This is a genomic window from Oceanirhabdus sp. W0125-5 (assembly GCF_027938815.1).
GTDB lineage: Bacteria > Bacillota > Clostridia > Clostridiales > Clostridiaceae > Oceanirhabdus.
In genome coordinates this window covers 1328897-1352103 of record NZ_CP115913.1, presented here as the reverse complement: position 1 = coordinate 1352103, position 23207 = coordinate 1328897, and the positions used below count along the sequence as shown (strand labels likewise).

17 protein-coding genes and 1 pseudogene are annotated in these 23207 nt (G+C 29.0%); 7 read left to right on the top strand and 11 right to left on the bottom strand.

Annotated elements, in window-relative coordinates; translation table 11 throughout:
* Positions 1 to 146 precede the first annotated feature (146 nt).
* Positions 147 to 578, top strand: coding sequence for a CBS domain-containing protein (locus OW730_RS06520; protein ID WP_271228257.1), 432 nt, complete (start codon positions 147 to 149; stop codon positions 576 to 578).
* A 156-nt stretch (positions 579 to 734) separates the two neighbouring features.
* On the opposite strand, the gene folE is transcribed toward OW730_RS06520, so the two are convergent.
* On the bottom strand, positions 735 to 1319 hold the full coding sequence (folE, locus tag OW730_RS06515; RefSeq protein WP_271228256.1) for a GTP cyclohydrolase I FolE: 585 nt from the start codon (positions 1317 to 1319) through the stop codon (positions 735 to 737).
* 238 nt (positions 1320 to 1557) lie between these two features.
* On the opposite strand from folE, the gene OW730_RS06510 reads away from it, so the two are divergent.
* Positions 1558 to 1737: a DUF4177 domain-containing protein gene (locus tag OW730_RS06510; protein ID WP_271228255.1), complete on the top strand. Its 180-nt coding sequence runs from the start codon at positions 1558 to 1560 to the stop codon at positions 1735 to 1737.
* A gap of 83 nt (positions 1738 to 1820) precedes the next feature.
* On the opposite strand, the gene OW730_RS06505 is transcribed toward OW730_RS06510, so the two are convergent.
* From OW730_RS06505 to OW730_RS06495, 3 genes are all read right to left on the bottom strand, one after another.
* Positions 1821 to 3596: a sensor histidine kinase gene (locus tag OW730_RS06505; protein WP_271228254.1), complete on the bottom strand. Its 1776-nt coding sequence runs from the start codon at positions 3594 to 3596 to the stop codon at positions 1821 to 1823.
* 157 nt (positions 3597 to 3753) lie between these two features.
* Entirely contained in the window at positions 3754 to 4470 is a 717-nt protein-coding gene (locus OW730_RS06500) for a hypothetical protein (RefSeq protein WP_271228253.1), read from the bottom strand.
* 144 nt (positions 4471 to 4614) lie between these two features.
* A complete protein-coding gene (locus OW730_RS06495; protein ID WP_271228252.1) occupies positions 4615 to 6030 on the bottom strand; it encodes an MATE family efflux transporter in 1416 nt (471 codons plus the stop codon).
* A 550-nt stretch (positions 6031 to 6580) separates the two neighbouring features.
* Between OW730_RS06495 and hydE the strand changes: the two genes are divergently transcribed.
* From hydE to OW730_RS06480, 4 genes and pseudogenes are all read left to right on the top strand, one after another.
* Positions 6581 to 7621 carry a [FeFe] hydrogenase H-cluster radical SAM maturase HydE gene (hydE, locus tag OW730_RS06490; RefSeq protein WP_271228251.1) on the top strand — a complete coding sequence of 347 codons (1041 nt, stop codon included), beginning with the start codon at positions 6581 to 6583 and terminating at the stop codon, positions 7619 to 7621.
* Positions 7622 to 8153: 532 nt separating this feature from the next.
* A pseudogene (locus OW730_RS26930) lies at positions 8154 to 8279 on the top strand (peptidoglycan-binding domain-containing protein); the annotation flags it as partial.
* A gap of 3 nt (positions 8280 to 8282) precedes the next feature.
* Positions 8283 to 8897 (top strand): hypothetical protein, encoded by a 615-nt coding sequence (locus OW730_RS06485; RefSeq protein WP_271228250.1) that lies wholly within the window; start codon positions 8283 to 8285, stop codon positions 8895 to 8897.
* 193 nt (positions 8898 to 9090) lie between these two features.
* A complete protein-coding gene (locus tag OW730_RS06480) occupies positions 9091 to 10818 on the top strand; it encodes a methyl-accepting chemotaxis protein (RefSeq protein WP_271228249.1) in 1728 nt (575 codons plus the stop codon).
* 34 nt (positions 10819 to 10852) lie between these two features.
* On the opposite strand, the gene OW730_RS06475 is transcribed toward OW730_RS06480, so the two are convergent.
* Both OW730_RS06475 and OW730_RS06470 read right to left on the bottom strand, forming a co-directional pair.
* The gene (locus OW730_RS06475; protein WP_271228248.1) at positions 10853 to 11911 is read right to left on the bottom strand and encodes an iron-containing alcohol dehydrogenase family protein; all 1059 of its coding nucleotides are present in this window, start codon (positions 11909 to 11911) and stop codon (positions 10853 to 10855) included.
* A complete protein-coding gene (locus tag OW730_RS06470; protein ID WP_271228247.1) occupies positions 11911 to 12558 on the bottom strand; it encodes an MtnX-like HAD-IB family phosphatase in 648 nt (215 codons plus the stop codon). The genes OW730_RS06475 and OW730_RS06470 overlap by 1 nt, the downstream gene beginning before the upstream one ends.
* A 321-nt stretch (positions 12559 to 12879) precedes the next feature.
* Here OW730_RS06470 and OW730_RS06465 point away from each other — a divergent pair, with 321 nt between their 5' ends.
* On the top strand, positions 12880 to 14646 hold the full coding sequence (locus OW730_RS06465; RefSeq protein ID WP_271228246.1) for a M3 family oligoendopeptidase: 1767 nt from the start codon (positions 12880 to 12882) through the stop codon (positions 14644 to 14646).
* A gap of 264 nt (positions 14647 to 14910) precedes the next feature.
* On the opposite strand, the gene OW730_RS06460 is transcribed toward OW730_RS06465, so the two are convergent.
* The 5 genes from OW730_RS06460 to OW730_RS06440 form a co-directional block, all read right to left on the bottom strand.
* Complete coding sequence (locus OW730_RS06460) at positions 14911 to 16629, bottom strand: hypothetical protein (RefSeq protein WP_271228245.1); 1719 nt, start codon at positions 16627 to 16629, stop codon at positions 14911 to 14913.
* Positions 16626 to 18884, bottom strand: a complete 2259-nt coding sequence (locus OW730_RS06455; protein ID WP_271228244.1) for a hypothetical protein — start codon at positions 18882 to 18884, stop codon at positions 16626 to 16628. The genes OW730_RS06460 and OW730_RS06455 overlap by 4 nt, the downstream gene beginning before the upstream one ends.
* Before the next feature lie 119 nt (positions 18885 to 19003).
* Positions 19004 to 20938, bottom strand: a complete 1935-nt coding sequence (locus OW730_RS06450; protein ID WP_271228243.1) for a GGDEF domain-containing protein — start codon at positions 20936 to 20938, stop codon at positions 19004 to 19006.
* A gap of 265 nt (positions 20939 to 21203) precedes the next feature.
* A complete protein-coding gene (locus OW730_RS06445; protein WP_271229526.1) occupies positions 21204 to 21404 on the bottom strand; it encodes a DUF896 domain-containing protein in 201 nt (66 codons plus the stop codon).
* Between the two features lie 125 nt (positions 21405 to 21529).
* Positions 21530 to 23200 carry a vWA domain-containing protein gene (locus OW730_RS06440; RefSeq protein WP_271228242.1) on the bottom strand — a complete coding sequence of 557 codons (1671 nt, stop codon included), beginning with the start codon at positions 23198 to 23200 and terminating at the stop codon, positions 21530 to 21532.
* Positions 23201 to 23207: the final 7 nt, after the last annotated feature.

Sequence of the window (23207 nt, the reverse complement as noted above, 5' to 3'; positions counted from 1 at the left end):
GATATGTAATATAATATAAGTGTGGTGTTTTTTAATATTTATGTATTTATAAAAATGTAACATTTTATTAGTTTATTTTTCCTACTTAATATGATATAATCATATATGTAATAAGTTAAATTAAACCATGTTCAGGAGGAAATTAAATGAATATAGCGTTCTTTCTTACACCGAAAAAGGATGTTATCCATATTAGAGACAATGCAACTATGCGTCAAGCTCTGGAAAAAATGGAATATCATAGATATACAGCAGTACCTATTATTGATGAAGAAGGTAAATATATTGGTACTTTAACAGAAGGCGATCTCTTGTGGAAGATGAAGCATACTGATGATTTGACATTTAAAAACACAAGTAAAATATTCGTTAAAGATATACCAATGAATATGGTTAATAATCCAGTTAAGATCAACTCTGATATAGAGAGTCTTATTCATCTTGCAAAATGTCAGAACTTTGTTCCTGTAGTTGATGACTCAGGAGTATTTATTGGAATTATCAAAAGAAGCGATATTATAAATTATTGCTACGATATAATCTATGCTAATAATCAGTTGAAAAAAATTGCACAATAATAAACCTTTAAAACAAATGTATAATTAAAAATTGATAATTGATAATGATAGATGCTTCTCACTTTCGTGAGAAGCTATATTTTATAAATTTTTAATAAGAAAAGCTGATAATAGATTTGTCTATTATCAGCTTTTATCTTTTTTATTTTTAGTTATTTACTTGTATAGGCTCATAAGTCTTGAAAATGTCTTTTCATCCTCTTTAAATGTACCTTTTAATGTTGTAGTAACAGTTCTCGTTCCCATTTTCTTTATTCCTCTTGTGGTCATGCATCCATGCTCACCCTCAATTATAACTGCCACATCATCGCTCTCAGTTATTTTACTAACTATATATGCAATATCTTGTCCAATTCTCTCTTGAAGCTGCATACGTCTACCCACCATATCTGCAATACGAGCAATCTTACTAAGCCCTATTATCTTTTTCTTTGGAATATACGCTACATTGACTTTCATATTATACATTAAAGCTAAATGATGCTCACAATAACTAAATATCTCTATATCTTTCATAAAAACCATGTCATTATCATTCTCAGTGTAAGTAAAATCCTCTTCAAATGTCTTTCCATACATTTCTACAAGATCATCATTGCTATACTTTATTCCCTCAAAAACCTCTTCGTACATATTCGCTACTCTTTTAGGCGTATCAATAAGACCTTCTCTGTTCGGGTCTTCTCCTAATGCTTCAATTATCCCTCTTATATGTTCCTCAATTTTCTTCTTATCAATCATCTATGTCGCCTCCCACTGTACCGGTTCCCCTTTGTTCATTAAATACCCCCAAAGGTATATTAAATTCATATGCATAATTATAACACAATCCTTTAAATTTTAAATCACAATATGACAAGCAAATATAAATAATTTTATGGTTTATTTCAATTAATATTAAGTTAATACTTTTTATACATATTTTATAAAAATATATTATATAATTTTTATGTAACTTTTAATAAAGGAGTATGATTATATGTATAAATATATTTATGTATCTGCAGATACACAAGGACTTTTTACCGTTTCAAATCATAGAGAACTAATAGATAAATATAGCTCAGAAGGTTGGAGATTTATTGCAGCTATTCCTACAGTTTTTACTGGTCATGGTGTGATAAAACAATTTGACTTAGTTTTTGAAAAAGAAGAGTAATTTTAACTAAAACTTATTTTCTCTCAAAAAAACTATGCTTTTACGCATAGTTTTTTATATGAATCATATATTCAAAAATATTTTTACAAATCAGACAATTCTACAAAAACTTTATCAATATCGAATTTACTTTCCATAAATTCCTTGCTTTCATCTTTGTCCACAGTTTTGATAGGAAGATAGAATTTTATCTCTGTTCCATCTCCCTCTACGCTTTTAATTTCAATATTTCCTTCATGCATCTCAATTAATGATTTTACTAAAGCTAACCCTATACCCGTTCCAGATAACCTTGAACTTATTTCATGAGCTTGTTCAAAACGTTCAAATATGGTTTTAAGTTTATTCTTTGGAATACCAATTCCAGTATCCTTTATCATCACTGATACCATATCATCTTCTTTAGAGACAGCAACAAGTATAACTCCACCATCACCAGTAAATTTAATTGCATTTGATAATAAATTAAGCATAATACGCTCAATTTTTTCATTATCAAAACAAATATATTCTTCTTCAAATTCGGTATCAAAAACAAGCTCTATACCTTTATTTTTTGTGTATTCCTTAACAGACATAGTTACATCTTCTATTACATTTACAATATTACCATTATATAATGAAAGTGAATAAAATCCCGAATCAATTCTGCTAAGGTCAAGAATATCATTAACAAGCTTTATTAATCTATAGCAGTTTTGTTGAATTATTTCAAAATATCTCATTCCTTGCTTATCAATTTCTAAAATTTCACTAAAAGAATTTCTTAAAAGTTTCAAAGAATTAGTTATCAAATTAAGAGGTGTTTTAAAATCATGAGATATATTATTAAAAAATTCTGTTGTGAGCTTATTAAGTTCTCTTTCTTCTCTAAGTGCTTTTTCACTATTCAATAGATTCATAGAAGCAATCTTTTTATCATGAATATCTGTTATGGATCCTACTAACTTAAACTTTCCATTAATCTTTTCATGAATTGCATATGCCACTAAAGAAAACCATTTATAATTCCCTTCGTAATCCATTATTCTTATCTCTTTTGATATAATTCTATTATTCAAAACACTATCATTAAATTTTTCTACAAGGTCTATGCCATCTTCTTCATAAATTACTTCAATAACTCTTTCCTTTGTTATTTCACTGCTGAAGGATTTATATCCTAATAGATTATATATATCATATGATATCCATATATTTTTTAGTTCTCTATCATCTATTTCAAATATGCCTGAATTTGAACTTTCTATAACTGCATTTAATCTTTGATTAACAGAAACTAATTTTTTATTTGTAATTCTTTCTTTTGTTTTATCTTTACATAATACCATTATATTATTATCTTTATTAATCTTTGTTATCTCAAAAGTAAATGATTTTAATTCATCGTCTAAATGAAACAAATTATTCATCGTAATACTGTTACATCTATCTGATTCCATAGTATTAATATTTTTTACAATAGTTTTAATAACTAAATTATCTTCTAAAGCATCGAACTTTATCATATCATATGAAATATTCATCATATGATAAAAAGCTTTATTACAATGTATTAACTTAGTTCCTTTAAAAAATATAATACCATCTTCATTAGAAGTTATAGCGTTAAGAATCATATCATTCTCACTATTAACATTCTTTTCAATATGTATCAACTTATCCTGATTTTCAAAAGTTTCTATTGGGCTCTGGGAGAAAAACTCTTTTTTCATTAAGGAGATCATATCTTCATTACATGCGTTTTTGTTAATTTTCTTTACAATAACACTATCTTCAATACCCTTTTTGAATCCAAAAAAAATTTCAATATTTTTATTTATTAAAATCTCACTTAATAAGCAAAAATCCTCTAACACTTAAACTTCCCTCCCCCAACTATTCAGATATCCATTTAATTATACCATATTTTTCTATTTATTTTCAATAATTGCTAACATTTTTTATACTTGATTGTAAAAAAGAACACAAAGATAAAAATTTGTGTTCTTTTAAGTCTTAAAATACCTAACTCTGTTATCTTGTAAATGGATTTGTAAGTAATGCACTATTAAATAGGAATGGGAAATTGTCTTTTAAATGTTTCATATATAAAATCCACTGCCCAATTATCGAGCTATAAACTCTTATTATATCCTCTTTAATATGCTCTTTTTCTTCAAGTGAAAGATTGCTTATATCTCTAAAGTTTAATTCTTCTTCTAAATGGAATACTGCTGTAAGAAAATATGTGAAGGAATCATGTTCCAATATATTTGGATTTTCTAACAACTTTAATAAGAAATCTCTCTTGCTACATAAAAATCTTTTAATCTCCTGTAGATCTTTTACATCAAAATCTATTTCAAAATTATAGTTTTTTGTAACTTCAAGAGCTTCTTTAAAATCTCTATCTGACCATTCCTTAGTAATTTTTAGATTTGTCTTGAATTTACACATCTTATTATCACATAATGTAAGCTTTTCAAGAAGTTCTGTTCCTACCTCTGTAAAAAATACTCCTATAATCATATTTAATTTCTCAATCAAATGCGCCTTCTCTCTCTTTTCCATTATCTTCTCAAGACCCAATCCAACAATAAAAACTTCTAAAGGCAAGAATGCTAATTCTCCTAACATGAATATAAATAAGTGATGTGCATCATGGAAAATAACATAATGCAATGAATATAAAACAACTGAAAGCAAGACTAATCCTACTCCAAATTTCACATGCCAATCAATCTTCTTCATAAAAAACAATCTCCTCCACCGCTGCGCACTATGTGCGTTTTCTTTAGTACCTTCAACTTTTTATCTACTAACATAAATAAGTATTCTTCTTATTGTCTCAGAAGAATACTTAAACTTTCAACCATTATTATTATATTAATATTATTAAGCAGTTTCAACCTTTTCTATTTTATCACTTTTTAACTGTTCTTTATTCTTAGGTTCTCCTTTAATAATCTTCTTTTGCCAATTTCCAGTCATAAATATTCCCAATCCAATTAGACAAATAAAGAAATTACTTCCCACCATTGAAAACCAAATAGCTTTCTCTCCTAATGACTCAAATCTTGTTAATAACATTATCATAGGAATTCTTAATGCCCATAGTCTTCCCATCATAAGCACCATAGCACTAAGTGTATGTCCTGACCCTTGGAATGTACCTATAAGAATTTGAAAATATCCTACTAAAGGTAATGACATACAAATCAATTTAAGGTAATACGTCCCTGGTTCAATTATATCAGGTCTATCAGCAAAAATTCTTACTACATCATTTGAGAATATAGTAACAATAATTCCTCCAACAACCATGAATATAGTACAAATCTTAACACTTTCCCATATTGCTTTTTTGGCTCTCTTTATATTATCTGCTCCTAAATTCTGTCCTACTATAGCAGCTAATGAACTCCCGATACCCATAGCAGGCATTAGAACAAGTGAATTTATTCTATTTCCAACTGCAAAAGCTGACATTATATTCTCTCCAAAAGATATTATAAACCCATTTAACACCATAAATCCAAGTGCTGACATTGATTGCCCAAAAGATGATGGAAGTCCTACTTTAACTATTTTTAATATAATTTCTTTGTCCTTCTTAATATACTTTCTATCTAGTCTCAAAGGCCCTTTACAGAAGAAAAGAGATGCTATTGAAATACAAGCTATTATTCCTCTAGAAATTACAGTAGCCCATGCTGCTCCCTCTATTCCCATATTAAACACAAAAATAAATATTGGATCTAAAATTATATTCAAACCAACAGATATTGCTCCGAACTTCATTGGAGAAACAGTATCTCCCTCTCCTTGCTTTATTGAATTAAATACAAACATAAAGAACATGGTAGGTAGCCCCATAAATATAATCTGAATATACCCTAATGCCCTTATATAAACTTCATTACTAAGATTAAAAAACTTCAATTTTAGTATAATAGGTGCTACAAAGTATCCTACAGTTCCTAACACTATAGATATTACTGCAGAAATTATTAATAAATTCCCTATTATATTCTTAGCTTTCTCATAATTCTTTGCACCAACATACTGAGATATTAAAGATGCTCCTGCCACACTAAACCCTATACCTATTGCAATCATAAGAAAACTCAATGGCCATACAAAACTCATTGCAGCCAAATCTGTTCCCCCTAATTTACTTACCCAAAAAGTATCAATCAAATTGTAAAGTGTCTGTATTAAATTACTCAGCATCACTGGAAGTGCAATGAGAATAATTGCTTTTTTTAGATTCCCTTTTAAAATCAATTCCCTTCTACTATTCGTCCCCATATAACCCTCCATTTCAATCATTTTAATTCGATTCCCTAAATATTATACCACATTTTTATATTTTCTTCCACTTCGATAATTTTTATTATTTAATATTAATTATTGACAGCTTTAATTTTATAGATTATAATTAAGCTATAATAAATGTTCACCTATATAGATAGAACTTTGATAATTAAATATTGTTCTTAATTATCAATTAACTCCCTTTAATCCCTAATCCCCCTAATATTTAGGGGGATTTTTTATATGCCAATAACTTAACCCCTATATTTTCACGATTTACCTATATGCAAGGAAATAATTTTATTTTTTAGTAGTTGTCTGAATATTGAGTTTTTTAATTTATAATAATTGTTATTTAAAAATCTTTAGTTATATATTAAAATAAACTAAGATAGTTTTTATTTTACTTCTGATAATGGTATTGTAGATAAACTACTTCAACTATAAATTTATACAAGTCCATAACTCATTAAACCACTGAGATTTTGTACATGTATAAATTAAGTTTCCGTATAGTTTATCTATGTGTGAAAGGAGAATTTTTATGAAAAAGATATTGGATAAACTAATAACTACTCATGAACTTACAAAAGATGAGTTAGTCTATGTACTTGATAATCTTAATGATGAGTGGAGAGAGTATATTTTTAAGCATTCTAAAGAAGCAAAAGAAAGACATTACGGAAAAACTGTTTATATGAGAGGACTTATTGAAATCTCTAACTACTGTAAACAAAATTGTAATTACTGTGGAATAAGACGTGATAACAAAAACGTAGATAGATACAGATTAAATCCTGATATAATACTTCAATGCGCTGATCTTGGATACAAACTTGGTTATAGAACTTTTGTACTTCAAGGTGGAGAAGATAACTACTATACAGATGAACTGCTAGTAGAACTTATTAAGAATATAAAGGCAAAATACCCTGATAGCGCCATAACTCTATCACTAGGCGAGAGAAGTTACGATAGTTACAAAAAACTATATGAAGCAGGCGCTGATAGATACCTGTTAAGACATGAAACAGCTACTCGTGAAATTTATGACTCACTTCACCCTGGAATGAGTTATGACAATAGAAGAGAATGTTTAAAGCAACTTAAAGAAATCGGCTTCCAAACTGGTGCTGGATTCATGGTAGGACTTCCTAACCAAGACAACTCAGCCTTAGCTGATGATTTGCTTTTCTTAAAAGAGTTAAAACCTCATATGATTGGAATAGGACCTTTCATTCCTCACCCTGAAACTCCAGTTGGAGAATGTAAAGGAGGTACAGTTGAAGATACTATGGTTATGCTAGCCCTTACTAGATTACTTTTACCAGATGTCCTTCTACCTTCAACAACAGCGCTTGGAACTTTAGATTCAAAAGGAAGAGAAAAAGCACTTTCAGTAGGTGCTAATGTTGTTATGCCTAACCTATCACCTGTTAGTGTAAGAGAAAAATATGAGTTATACAAAGATAAAATCTGTACAGGCGATGAAGCCGCTCACTGCAGAAAATGTATAGAAGGAAGAATAAACTCTGTTGGCTGTGTAGTTGATATGGGGCGCGGAGATCACGCTTCTATGCAATAAGCCACAGGCTTATTACAAATGGAGAATGATGGATGGTTCTGACTCAGGTCAGAACCTACATTTTTATTGTTCTTTACTACAAAAAAATTTTACTCATTTCATCCTATGGATAAAATATTGTACTTAAACTACAATGTTTCATCAAAAATGAAACGAGTAAACCTCTCTTATCCAAGAAACAATAAGATTAAAATTTCACGCAGTGAAATATCAATCGTTGTCCGTTGTCCGTTGTCAACTGTCCACTATGATTCTTATCTATCTTCTTATCTAACAATATAATCCAATAATTTAACACATTATTCTTAATAATCCAGTCTATTACTCCCCCCCCATCAATCCACCAGTATAAAATTCCCTATTTTCCAATTTTCCATGGAATTTATATGATATCATATAAGGAGGGAGTATGAACGAAAGATAAAACTGGAGGGATTACATGATCAAAAAAATAGTAGCTGGGTTTCTAGCCTTCAGCTTTATATCAGCTGGAACTGCATTTGCTGATGTAAAACTTTCTACAAACATATTTTTGAAGAAAGGGTATAGAAGTTCTACAGTTACTTCACTTCAACAACGCCTTAAAGAACTGGGTTATTTTAAAGTTAACCCTACCGGTTACTACGGTACAATAACTCAAAATGCTGTTAAATCATTTCAAATGGATGCAGGCTTAGCAGCTGACGGTATTGTAGGGAGTAATACCGTTGCACAACTTAACAGTTTTAATGTTCAAGAGGAACCTCTTTCAGTACCTACTGAAAAAGATACTTCTAATGGAACTTACAACACTTCAACACTTGATTGGACTTGGTTTGGCACTGTAAAAAACAAATTGTCAAACGGAAGTAATATTAAAGTACTAGATATAAATTCTGGGACAACCTTTAATGCAAGAAAAACATATGGCTCAAACCATGCAGATGTGGAGACGTTAACAAAGGGAGATACAGCGACTCTGAAATCTATAATTGGCGGTTCATGGTCATGGACAAGAAGACCTGTAGTTGTTTTCTTTGACGGTTATGCTATTCCAGCTTCAATGGCTGCATATCCTCATGCTGGTAATGACGGTGCTAAAGCTACTGCATATACTAGCTGGAGAAGCGGTGGTTATGGTGGTGGACAAAATCTTGATGCAGTTAAAAACAATAATATGCATGGTCATATTGATATCCACTTCAAGGGTAGTAAAACCCACGGAAGCAATAGAGTCAATGCCGATCACCAAAACGCAGTAAAAAAAGCTGCAAATTATATTAAAAATAATTATTAAGCAGACAAGCCTATAAATGTGTAATTCATTTATGGGCTTGTTTTTATATTTTAATACTATTTAGCTCAGGTTTTTACTAATCCCTATAATTTATTGAAATATTATAGGTTAATATTTAAATAAATACCTCGATAAATATATAATACATATAATACTTAAAAATAAATAATTAATATGCTTGGAGGGGATTCAGTTGAAAAAAAATAAAAATGAGAAAAAATATAAAAATAAGAAAAACAATAAAGATAAATTTTATTATAAGATTAAAATTAGTCGCTTTCTTTTATTGATGGTTATTCTTTCTATATCTTTCTCAGCATTAATGAGCTTCTATGGTTTTACAAATATGAAAAGTATTCATGATAAGTCTGTTACTTTATATGAAGACAGAGCTAAACCACTTGTTTACCTTAGCAAACTTAGCAGCAACTACAAGTCTATTCACGCAATAGCTCTTACACAAACAAATGATATAAAAAAGTATAGTCCTAGAATTACCACTCATAATATAGAAGCTGTCAGCAACTTGGAATCATATAAGAGAACCTCATTAACTCCTGAAGAAACCGAAATTTATAATTCTTTAAAAGAAAATTATGAAAAATTCTATAACATAGTTTTCGGATTTGATATCTCACGTATAACTAATAATAAATCTAAATTAATAGATTTAAGTAATAAGATCGATTCCAACATAGATAGTCTTATAAAAATCAATGAAGATATTATGAGCCAAATAAATGAAGAAACTGAATCCATTTGGCGAACAAACTCTATGCTTTTTATAATAATATTTGCAGTTACTTTAACTATTCAAGTAATTATCTCATATTTAATTATTAAAAGCTTAAAAGTAAATACGAAAGATATGAATTCATTGTTAGGAGAATTAGCAAAGGGTAATTTCTCAATAAATATACCTCATAATTCTAGAAGTGAATTTGGTCTTATGAAAAAAGCATTGAAAGAAAGTATAGATAATATATCATCTATGATGAAAATACTTAAGGAAAAAACTGATTCTATAGATGCTCAATCTCAAAACTTATCATCTATTTCTGAAGAAATGGCATCATCATCTGAAAATGTTGCTAACGCAATAGGTAATGTTGCGGAAGGTGCTATTTCACAAGCCACGAGTTTAACTAGTGTTACAGAGTCTATAGAAGAGTTTGGCTGTGCAATAGAGAATATACACTCATCACTTAATGAAGTTAAGGAAAACTCACAAGAAATTAAAACAGAAGCTAATTCTAGTAATGAGAATATGATTACACTTAAAGAATCAATGCAAAATGTTACTAGTACATTTGATGATTTAATCACTAAAATTTCTACCTTAAATAGTAACATCAATAATATTACTGAGATAACAAGTTTGATAAATGATATTGCAGATCAAACAAATTTACTTGCGCTTAATGCAGCAATTGAGGCTGCTAGGGCTGGAGAAGCTGGAAAAGGCTTTGCTGTTGTTTCAGATGAAATACGTCATTTAGCTGAACAAGTTAAAGAATTCTCTGAGAAAATTAATTCTATAATCTCTAATATCTCAGATGACACTAAAATCATGGTATCTTCCACAGAAACCGTAAAAGTTGAGCTTACTGAACAGGATAAAGATATTGATCATACTATTGAGTCCTTCTCTTCAATAAATGGACTAATTCAAAATATAATTCCAAAGATAGTTTCAGTATCAGAATCAGCTTCAAAAATCAATAACGATAAAAATATAATTTTAATGAATGTAAGTGAAGCCTCCTCCGTATCTGAAGAAGTATCAGCATCATCTCAAGAAATTTCAGCATCTTCTGAAGAAATGACAGCTTCAACTGAAGAAGTTGCTCACTCAGCTCTTGAGTTAAACAATATGACAAAAGAAATGCTAAGTGAGATTGAAAAATTCAAACTTAAATAACTATATTTAAGGAGACGGTATAAACCGCCTCCTTTTATTTTAATAAATGTTTTAATATTATATCTTCATATAAAAAAGATTTTGCAAGATTCCTACTCTCTTCTTCATGAATTATTGTTCTTCTCTGTTTTTTTATTTCAGGAGCCAAATCTATAGCTTTCATAAATAATTCTCTCTTCATTTCTAAAGTCTCTACATAATCAAAAAATCCAGTTTTCTTTAGAACATCTCTTATCTCATTACTTCTGTTATTCTGAACTAAACTTACTAAATAAGTTGCTACTCCTACTTGTATTCCATGGAGATATGGTTTTTCAAGAATTTTATCCATAGCATGAGATATTAAATGCTCACTTCCGCTTGCTGGAGCTGAGCTTCCACTAATCTCCATAGCTATACCATTGAGTGTTAATGAATCAACTAACGTTTTCAATAATTTTTCTTCTTTAATATTATTAAAAGGAGAATTCATAAATCCATTTACACATGTTGAAGAAATCATAACTGCAAAATCATCAATCTTTCCTACACCTTGTTTCTCCTCATACTTCCAATCCCAAAGTGCGGTAATATTTGAAACAAGATCCCCTATTCCAGAATATTTGAATCTATCTGGAGAAGTTTTTATTATGTTTGTATCAACTAAAATCCCATATGGAATTTTAGCAGGCACTGTAGTTCTTCTACCATTCACAAGTAATGATGCCACAGGGCTGCAAAACCCATCATTTGATGTAGATGTAGGGATACTTATAAAGGGCTTTTTCTTCAAGAAACCCATATATTTAGCAATATCAATTACTTTTCCTCCACCTATTCCAACAAAACAATCAACATCCATAGGAAGATTAAAAGCTTTTTCTACTATATTACATACTTCCACTTCAGCTATTATACATTCTTGTAATTTTATGTTCTCTATTTCAATTAATTCTCTTATTTTTTCACCAAATAACTTTTTTATATTTTCATCCCAAAATAATATTATACTCTTAAATTTTGACTTGTTTAATTCTTTTCCTAATTTATTTATTGCCCCTTCTGAATTAAGTAATATGTTAGGTATAGAAATTCTATGAGATTTCGAAAGCATTATATCCCTTCTTTCTTCAAAATATCTAATATTTCTTTGAAGCTTTCAACTGCATAGTGCTCAATATTTTTTTCCTTATATATGTCAATTAATCTTCCCTTTGCAAATCTTTTTTCACATAATAGACTGGCTTCAAAATCAGGCATGCTATCTCCAGCATAATATAAAGTTTCATATTCCTCCTTCAATTTTTCAACTACCTTCTTCTTGTCAATTCCATATCTTTCAGAATAAAATTCATTAGTTGGATCAATATCATAATGTATTCCCCTATTTTTATAAACTGCATTATTAGAGTATATTTTTATTCCTTCAATACTCCAATGCTCTAATAAAATATCAATGTAATATGTGCTTCCAGCACTTAATATTACAAACTCTCCGCCCAACCCCTTAATGTATTTTATAAACTCCTCAAGATCGGGGTCTATCTCTAAAGAAATTATATCCTTGTAAATTTGTTCTTCGTCTGCATCAATATTTGTAAATACGTACGATAAGAACTCAATATCCAAAATCTCCTCATTTCTCCATCTGGCATATTGTCTCTCCCCCTCTTCTTTAAGATATTTTTCTATCACATGCATATAAAAATCTTTATTACTAATTGTTCCATCAAAATCAGAAATAAAAACAAATTTATTCATTACACAATTGAACCTCCCCAAATAGAGGGCTAAAAAGAAGTAATTCATACTTTTGATCCCTCAATTCAAATATATTTTCTATATATTTTATATTTTGTATACCTATTATAACCGTGAAAATATTTAAATATTAAAATCTAAGCTTATTAAAACACATACATTCAATAAACAAAAACCAATTTTACACTTTAAACATATAAAGTAATTTTATTCTAAAAAAAGTATTTCTATAATAGAAATATTTTTTCATTAATGTTATCATAATAAATGTATTGGTTTAAGAATATTAAAAATTTTATAATAACGGAGGAATATACATATATGGATATGAGATGGAGTCTTAATGAAATCTACCCATCTTTTGAAAGTGATGCTTTCAAAAATGATTTAAATCTTTTAAATGAGCAAATTAAAGAAAATATTTCTTGGGTAGAAACTAATTGCAAAAACTATGATAACACTAAAGAAAAATTAGAAGATTATCTTAAATCAGCTAATGAATTCGAACATCTTGTTCATAGACTATACAGCTTTGCTAGTTTAAATGCTAGTGTAGATGTTAAAAACGTAACTGCAAATAAAACTATGGAACAACTTTCAAATAAATTGGCTGAGCTTGCTAAAACAGAAGCATTATTTGAAAAATGGGTAGGTGGAATTGCAGATTTAGATACTCTAATCGAAAAATCTGATGTTTTAAAAGTACATTCATTTTACCTTAATGAAATAAAACGAAATGCCTCTTACCTTCTTGACGATACTCAAGAAGAAGTCCTTGCAAAGATTAAAACAACTGGTTCTACTGCTTGGTCAAAACTTCAAGGAAATTTAACATCTAATCTTTTAGTTGATATTGAAGTTGATGGTGAAATGAAACAACTGCCACTTTCTGTTGTAAGAAATATGGCATATGATAAAGATAGTGAAAAAAGAAAAGCAGCATATGAAGCTGAACTAGAATCTTATACAAAAATAGATGAGTCAGTTGCAGCTTCTCTAAATGGAATTAAAGGTGAAGTTATTACTGAAAGTAAGCTAAGAGGATATTCTTCTCCACTAGCTGTTACTCTTCAAAAATCTAGAATGAATGAAGCTACACTAAATGCAATGATGGAAGCTATGAAAGAAAGTTTACCAGCTTTCAGAAAATACTTTAAAAAGAAAGCTGAACTTCTTGGTTATAAAAATGGATTACCATTCTATGAGCTATTTGCACCAATGGGCGAAGTAAACATGACTTATACTTATGAAGAGGCTAGAGATTTCATTGTTAAGAACTTCTCTACATTCAGTAGAGCACTAGGTGATTATGCAGCACACGCATTTGATAATAATTGGATAGATGCTGAACCTAGAAAAGGTAAGCGTGGAGGAGCATTCTGTTCTAATCTTCATTATTTAAAGCAAAGCAGAATATTATCAAACTTTAATGGTAGCTTCTCTAATGTAACTACATTAGCTCACGAACTTGGACATGGATATCATGGTAAATGTCTTGTTGATGAGATTTCACTTAATAGCCATTACCCAATGCCTATAGCTGAAACAGCTTCAATTTTCTGTGAAACTATTGTTACAAATGCTGCATTAAAAACAGCTTCAAAAGAAGAGTCATTTGCTATATTAGAAAGTGATATCCAAGGTAATGCTCAAGTAATTGTTGATATCATGAGTAGATTCTTATTTGAATCAAAAGTTTTTGATGAGAGAAAAGATGGTTCTGTATCAGTTGAAAGATTAAAAGAAATCATGATAGAAGCACAAAAAGAAACATACGGCGATGGACTTGATCCTGAATACTTACATCCATACATGTGGGTATGTAAGCCGCACTATTATTCAGCAGGAAATAATTTCTACAACTTCCCATATGCATTTGGTCTTCTATTCTCTAAAGGACTATATGCAGAGTATTTAAAACGTGGAGATGAGTTTGTTAGAGAATATGATACTCTATTAGCTGCTACTGGTAAAAATAATCTTATTGATGTTGCAAAAATGATGAATATTGATATTACATCAAAAGATTTCTGGAAAAACTCATTAGATCTTATCGCTGAAGATATTGAAAAGTTTGTAAACCTATAGAAGAAAGCACGGCGCGCGCCGTGCTTTTAAAACAAATGTATAATTGATAATGTAGAATGTATAATGATGGATGTTTCTGCTTACACAGAAACTACATTTTATTGGTTATGAAACAATATGTGTTTACTCGTTTAATTAATAAATGAAACATTGTATTTCAAGTATAGTATTTTATCTCAAGATAAAATAAGTTAAAACCTATTGTCCTAAAGAACAATATAAAGTAGGTTCTGACCTTTGGTCAGAACCATCCTTCATTCTCCATTATACATTATCCATTCTCCATTTCTTTTTTAAGAGCACTGCTCCCGTCCCAACAAAAATAACTGTCAGTACTGTAAACAAAATAAATGTTATTATGTTTTTCTCTTTTGAAACAATTAGACTCATAGTAATATTACTCAAGGTATTATACCCCTCATCTTTAGTATCAATTTCAAATCTAATTTCTTTTTTATCTTTTTCAAATGAAAAAAATTCTCCATCTTTGAATTCTGTTCCGTTAAACTCTCCAAACTCCACATATAAATCTTCTGGAATGCTTATTGTATATTCTATCCTGTCTGTTGGCATAATCGATCCTATAAAATCTTCAATGAATGTACAATCATATACATTTATAAATTCCTTATTTATATTTGATGCTCTTCCCTCCCAAACTTGAAGTAATTCTTTATTATCCTCTACATACTCCATGTCAATCTTATTGTTTAACTTCTTTTCTTCAATTACTCTAAATCCAATTATATCTCTGCTTTCATACTTCATACTATCCTTATTAATTTTTTTAAAGAACTGCTCAATTTCCTCTTCTACTAATTTAATATCCCCTTTATTGAAAAGGTAATTAACTGTTTTAGTCACATCACTCTTCCCATTAAGCTCTATCTTATAATCAATACTTTTAAGTTTTATCCCTTTATCAATATTTAAATCAACAGATACCTCATTAAAGAACTTAACATCAATCATATTATACTTATCATCGTACTCTTTTATAGATATCTCCTCTTCACTATTACTACTAAGCTCATATTCTTTAGGATAAATTAAAAGATAATTAATTCTAACCTTTGTTCCAGGATTATTTGAAATATTACTTAATGAAAATCTTTCCTTTAAATTATTTTTTTCAACAAAAACGTTTCCACCTTCAGATCTCTTTACTATAAAATCATGAGTATCATTTGTAAGAGAGTTCATGTGTTCATAGGTTTCATTTCTTTTTACCATATCTATAGTATTCATGTATATTACTTCCTCTTCTGATTCACGAACCTCAAATCCTGGAAGAATGTTATTAAAATATTTTAGCAGCTCTCCACCATTCATATTATCGTGCACAGTTTTGGTAAAGACTATCTCTATCCTTCTAGTTATATCTCCTAAGTCATTATACTTAGTTATTATATTTATATTTTCAATATAATGCTCGGATTTTTCTGCTATATTAATATCTCCATTAAAGGTGAATTTTCCAAGTGGAGTTTCTACTGTTGTATCCCCTATTTCATAAAAATCAGAAGAATTCCCTTTTATTATTCCAGCATTTTCAACTGCATTAACAGCCCACTTAATAAGGTCATAATTTATATCCTCTTCATACATCTCAAAACTTTTCCTAAAAGCATCTTTGTAGTAGTTATACTCGTACTGATGATCTTTTCCTATTATACTGTGAATTTTTTCCCCATATTCTATTTTATCACTAAACTCTACTTCAAACTTCAATGTAACACCTGTCTCATTAGATATTTTAGAAAGCTTTACATTCTGGGGTTTATTGTCATTTAGTACCTTTATAAGTGATTCCTCTCCTCCCCTCACTTTCTTCATATCCTCATGTGATATTTGAGCATAAATTACTCTTTTTCCTCCACCATCTTCCTTTATTATGAGGTTTGTACTTACTTTAGCACCACAGGAAGAAAATAAAAGTACTATAAACATAAAACTAATAAAAAACTTTAACTTCCTAATCACTTTTTTTCCTCCTCATGCTCAGCAAGTAAGAATTTAATATCCTGGCTAACATTTATTCCATCCATGGTCTTAGTATTAAATATAAAATATCCTCCACCATTAATATTCTCCACCAGCATAATCTCCTTCTTGTTATCTATTTGAACTATTCTAAAGTTCTTCATTTCCCCATTATTCTCTATAAAACTTTTAATCTCATTAAGGTGTTTTTGAGCTTCTGAATTAAACATCTCACTATTCTTTAATTCACTTATGGTTCCATTTTTAAGATTAATCTTTCTATATGTTTCACCTTTAAATATTACTATATCTTGATCATAATCCCAGCACACTCTATCATCTAGTTTATTATTCTTAATAAACTCATATTCCATTTTTACCTTATCAGAATAAATTTCTTTTCCCTTTTTATTTATTAAAACCATATCTTTGGGAGCTTTTAGAATCAAAACATGCCCTTCTATACCCACAGATATATCTATAATATCGCTATAAGTAGAGTATATTTTTTTCACCTTTTTCCCATTAATTGAGTATACAGTATTATTAGTTAATATAATAAATTCTTTGTTAGTTAGTGCTCTAATTTTATCTAACTCTTTAAATTCTAGCTTAATTTCTTCTTGCTGTATTAAAGCATTGCTGCTAAATACCCTCTCTCCTCTCATTAAAAATAAAACTCCAATAGCCACTAAAGCAATCACCATAACACTTATCCATTTAATCATAGTAAACTTCTTTTTATGTTTTACTATTTCTTCATTCTTCTTAAGAAACTTTGTAATAAATATGTGTCCAATAATTGCAATTCCTGATAAAATCACAGTACTAATAAGTGCATTCAATATATTACTACCTAAATAAACTCCTCTACTTATTAGTCTTGTATCTTTTATAACAGATACCTCTTTAAATATCTCTATAAGCTTATTAATATCTCCTGTAAACTTTCCATAACTACTTGATATATATGCGATGAATACATTTATCCCTGAAATACTTATTAAAAAAATACCATACTTCAAAAACATATTCTTCTTAGATAACTTACTTAAATTCTTTATAACGCTTGAGCCTATATAGCCTATGACTAGTATTGTTATTATTATAATGTATTCACTTTTTATAGGAGATTCGTTTAGCACCTTCTTAGAAACCTCTAAGTGGTTAATATTAAACTGATTTCCAAAGGCCTCCCCTCTAAATGCCCCTCCAAATAAGAACAAAAATACATAAGCTATTATATTTGGAATAAGAACTATTAACTCCATAATATTTAGGTTGCTAAACATATTTCCTTTCATGTTTAATGTAGCAAAAAAGAATATTATAAATCCCAGTACAGTTGCTAATAATAAAGCATCCTTTAATACCCCTTTAATAGCATCACCAGTTTCTTTTACTAACTCTCGTTTAAATAAATTTCCTGTTTCTTTCTTTATAATCTTACTAAATATCAACTGTATTAATATTGATACGAGAAATACATTGAAGATATTTCCCAAGAAATTATATGCAAATTTAGATGTGAAATCTATATTTAAATATACCTTGTCACTAAAAGAAGCATTCTTAATTGAAAGAATAATAAATATACTAGAAAATATACTGGTAAAAAATGACGTAGCAACGTAATATTTTACATTCTCTCTTGTTGATTTTTTATTTCTATAAAGAGGAATATTGCAAATACCAAAAGCAATAACAGGGATCAGCAGCAGCAACATAATAGATATTTTAATATCTACCTGTCCCCCTGAAATAGATCCACTAGCATCTAAATTTCTAATGAAAAATTCAAGCCTTCCTCTATTCATGTAACTCATATTATAAACATCTAAAGAATTTATTCTAATATCGCTCTTTATATTCATCTCCTGAAACGCATCTTCTTTTCCTTCTAAGAAATCATTCACACCTACCATAAAAAAGTTTGATATACAAAAGCTAAGAATCAGAGAAATCATTATTGCGATAATAGAACTAATAATACTCTTTTTAATCACATCTCTATTTACCAATAAAGCAATATTTCTTAAAAAAGTATTTTTTTCTGCAGACTCAATAACAATAAGTTCATTTTCAACCTTTACAATATCTCTTCTTGTCTCTTCTGGTAAAGCTCCATCCCCATTTTCTTGATCAATAAATGACTCATCTTTATTTTCTTCTTTATTCTCTTCATCATTTATTGATTCATCTTTAATCTCTTTATCTTTTCCCTCAATATCTCTTTTATCAAGATTATCCCCCACAACAACACCTTCTTCCTATTTTTTCCTTATATTAATTATAACTTATTATTTTTAACATATGCAATACTTTCCCTTTAAAGCAACAACACCCTACAATATTGTAGGGTGTTGTTGCTTTATCATCTTTTCATACTTTTAACTGAATACATTTTCTCATCAGAAATTCTTAACAATTCCTCTTTACTTGTTCCATCTTCTGGATATTTAGCTCTTCCAACACTTACTCCCACTTCAATGAGCTCTCCTTCAAGTTCTATATTCATATTAACTGATTCAATAATCTTTTTAACTAATTTTAAATTTTCATCTTCACCAATATATTTTGCTAGTATTACAAATTCATCTCCACCAACTCTGTATATTCTGTCCTCAATGAGCACGTTCTTCATTCTATCAACTATATTCTTTAAGATTTTATCACCAGTTTTATGACCTAGCTTGTCATTTACAGATTTAAATCCATCCAAATCTAAATATAATACTTCAAACTCTTCAAGTTCACTTTTAAGAGCTTCAAAATCCTTATTGAACATATATCTATTATAAGCACCTGTAAGTTCATCATGATATGCTTTATACACAGAATCTTTGTTATCTTTCATATACTTGGTTATATCATTTACAAAACCCACTACTTCACTAACAATATGCCCTTCATTAGTTTTATTTTTTAATGGAATTAATATTACATCTAGAAATTTTTCATTCATAATGTATTCAAAATTTTGTTTCTCACCAAGAATATACGCTTTCATTAACTTTGTCTTGTTCTTATTTATAAAGTTAAAATCCATCTTTTCTTCCATAGGAATAAGTTCACCTTTTAATGCCACATAATTATCTTCTGATATAGTTCTTCCATCTTTATAAGTAAGATACATTTTATTATTTATAACTTTATATCTAAATATACAATCTGGAACGTTAGCTACAGCGTCTTTAAACTCCTCAATTACCTGAAGCCTCTTTTTCTCTACTTCAAGAAGGTTCTCATATTGCTCCAGCTTATTTTTCACAATTACACTAATAATTAAACTTATAATTATACTAACAAATAAAAGGATTATTATAAGCTTTATATCATAAGATTCTAAAAAATTCTTTTTTAAGATTAGACTTATATATAATTCATTATTTATTGGAATAAACACTGAACATACCTTTTTACCATTTAATGATGTTTTTATAAATTCAATCTCTTTTTCACTGCTAATATTATATGGTGAAATATTCATAGATATAAAATCCCCATGAATCATATTTCCATAGATTATAAAAGGATCATTTGATTCTCCATCATAAAATTCTTTCCAAGCCTTAGCATTGAGAATAGAAATTTCATTAATACCATCCACTCTATCTGTAAATTCCTCTAATAGATTATTTAATGCAGTTGTACCATATTGATTATACTCTTCCTCTTTTATTATCCCGTTTATTAAATATCCTTGTTCCTCATTTAAATAATAAGCAAACTTATAATACTTTTTCATCTTATTTTGCTTATAATTTGTATACGCATATGATTTAGGCCCTATCCAATATTGATCTTTACTATATCCTCTTCCTATTACAACTTCTTTTTTATCAAATAATTGAGTAAATGCATCATACCAGTATCCCCATTTTGAAGTTTTAGTACCCTCTTCCTCTTTTATTGATGATTTACCGATAATTATCTCGCCATCATTCCTACGCTGGAGAAAAGCCACCTCTGATAATCCATATTTATCTTTCAATGTTACTATTAATTCATTACTTATTTCATGAAAAGGAATATCCTTTAATTCTTCATTCATGTCTTTTAATACATAATACAATTCATGTTCTATTTCCTTTTCCTTTTGAGAAGCAACCTTATAATACTCTTCAATTGGTATTTTAAAAGAAGATGCAACAAATTTAAATTGTTCCTTTTCACTCTCTTTTAATTTTATATGCATAAATCCATATGCTACGCTAAATGTTATTATTGCAATAAAAAAACCACCTATAGCTAATTGCAAACTTTTATTTATATTTATGTTTATATTTATATTTTTACCTATACTCATAATTCCCCCAAAACAAACAAAAAAATTCTCTTACATAAAGTACATTATACTCCAAACATACCCATATATAAACAATTATTTTAATCAATAGCATATATATTTAAATATTTTTAAGTAAAATTGCACAAAATGCGTTTTTTTAACTTTTGCATTAAACTTTTTCATTAAACTCTTGTATTATTAAAAATATGCTTTTGTTTAAAAAAATTAGAATTAAAAAAATCAAACCTCATTATCACATGAAATGAGGTTTGACCTAAATATTTTACATTTTAAATTTTTTCTTTTTAGAATTTTTATTAGTTTTTTCAACTTTGTCTAAATTACATTTAAAGTTACCTTTAATAACGCTAATGTAATATTGTCTTATCTCAGCCTGCTCTTTCTTTTCTTCCTCTGTTAGCCCTTCACTTTTACTTTTATTATATAAAGCATTTATTCTTTCAATTACTTTCTTAAAGTCCATTTTACTGTAATCCATTATTTCATCTCCTCTATTGTACATTATATTATTCAACCATATTACTTGTTGTGGGTTAACCATATTATTGTACCTTATGAGAATTATTTTGTACACTGGAAAGTAATATTTTATCTAAGCTCTTTAACAAGTTCCGCTAATTTTATAAACTCAGCTCTATATCCATTCATATCAATGCCCTTACCCTGTCTAGCTCGATTTATAACCTTATCTATTGACACATTTCCTTTATATTCTGAATCCTTGAGTATTAGCCCTAACTCAACTACAGCACTTGCAAAATCAAAATCAATGCTGTTTATCCTTTTAATATTTTGATTTCCTATAGCTCTACTAACAAGTTCACTGGTATTCTTATCTGGATGTTTATATCTAATCTTAACATTTAACCATTCATCACTCTCATTATTAACATTATTTTGGTACTTTAATGGATCTACACCTGGAACTACTTCTTCAGAATCATAAGGTATTATTTCATAGAATGCAGTAACTGTGTGCCCTGCCCCCATATCTCCTGCATCTTTAGTATCATCATTAAAATCTTCATTATTTAATCTTCTATTATCATAACCTATTAATCTATACCCCTTTACTTTAGCAGGATTAAACTCAACTTGAAGCTTAACATCTTTAGCAACAGTGTATAATGTAGACCCCATCTCATTAACAAGAACCTTCTTTGCTTCCATTATTGAATCAATATATGCATAGTTTCCATTTCCCTTGTCTGCTAAAATTTCCATTTTTGAATCTTTAATATTTCCTGTTCCAAAGCCTAACACACTAAGGAATATTCCTTGATTTCTTTTCTCTTCAATAAACTTTTCAAGCTCTCTTTCACTGCTTATTCCTACATTAAAATCTCCATCTGTTGCTAATATAACTCTATTATTACCATTCTCAATAAAATTCTTTTTAGCTATCCTATATGCAAGTTCTATACCTTCTCCTCCAGCTGTTGAACCACCAGCAGATAAATTATCAAGAACTGCTATAATCTCTTCCTTATATTCTCCTGAAATAGAATTAAGAACTACTCCTGATGCTCCTGCATATACTACGATAGATACTCTGTCTTCTTCTCTTAAATTCTTTACAAGCATTTTAAAAGCACTCTTTAGCAACGGTAATTTATCTTCCTGTCCCATAGACCCTGAAACATCTATTAAAAACACTAAATTGTTTCCTTTTGTCTCATCAAACTGAATTTCTTTTGCCTGAAGCCCTATCATTGCAAGATATCGCTTAGAATTCCAAGGACATTTCCCAATCTCTCCATATATTTCTACAGGTTTATTCCCATAAGGCTCATTATAATCATATGTGAAATAATTTACCATCTCTTCTATTCTAATAGAATCTTTCGGAGGTAGCATTCCATCCATAAGAAATCTTCTCATATTGCTATACGATGCCGTATCAACGTCAATTGAAAAAGTAGATAACGGGTCTGAAGATACTCCCTTAATACCATTTTCCTCAAATATACCGTACTCCTCATTACTTCCATACTGATACGAAGAACTATCAACCACTTTACTATCATTAGTTACACACTCATTTTTAGCTTCATCTTTGTAACTATTTTTCCTATTACTCTTTTTCTCTTCTTTACTTTCAGTTGCTACTTCAGTACTTTTATCATACTTAGCATTATCAGCTGTACTAGTATTATCTTTCCTACTATTTAATGCATTATCATTTTTAGAGATACTTCCACACGAAGTAACACTAAGGGCAATTGCCACCGTAATAGCTAAAAAAATTTTCTTTTTCATTTCAAAC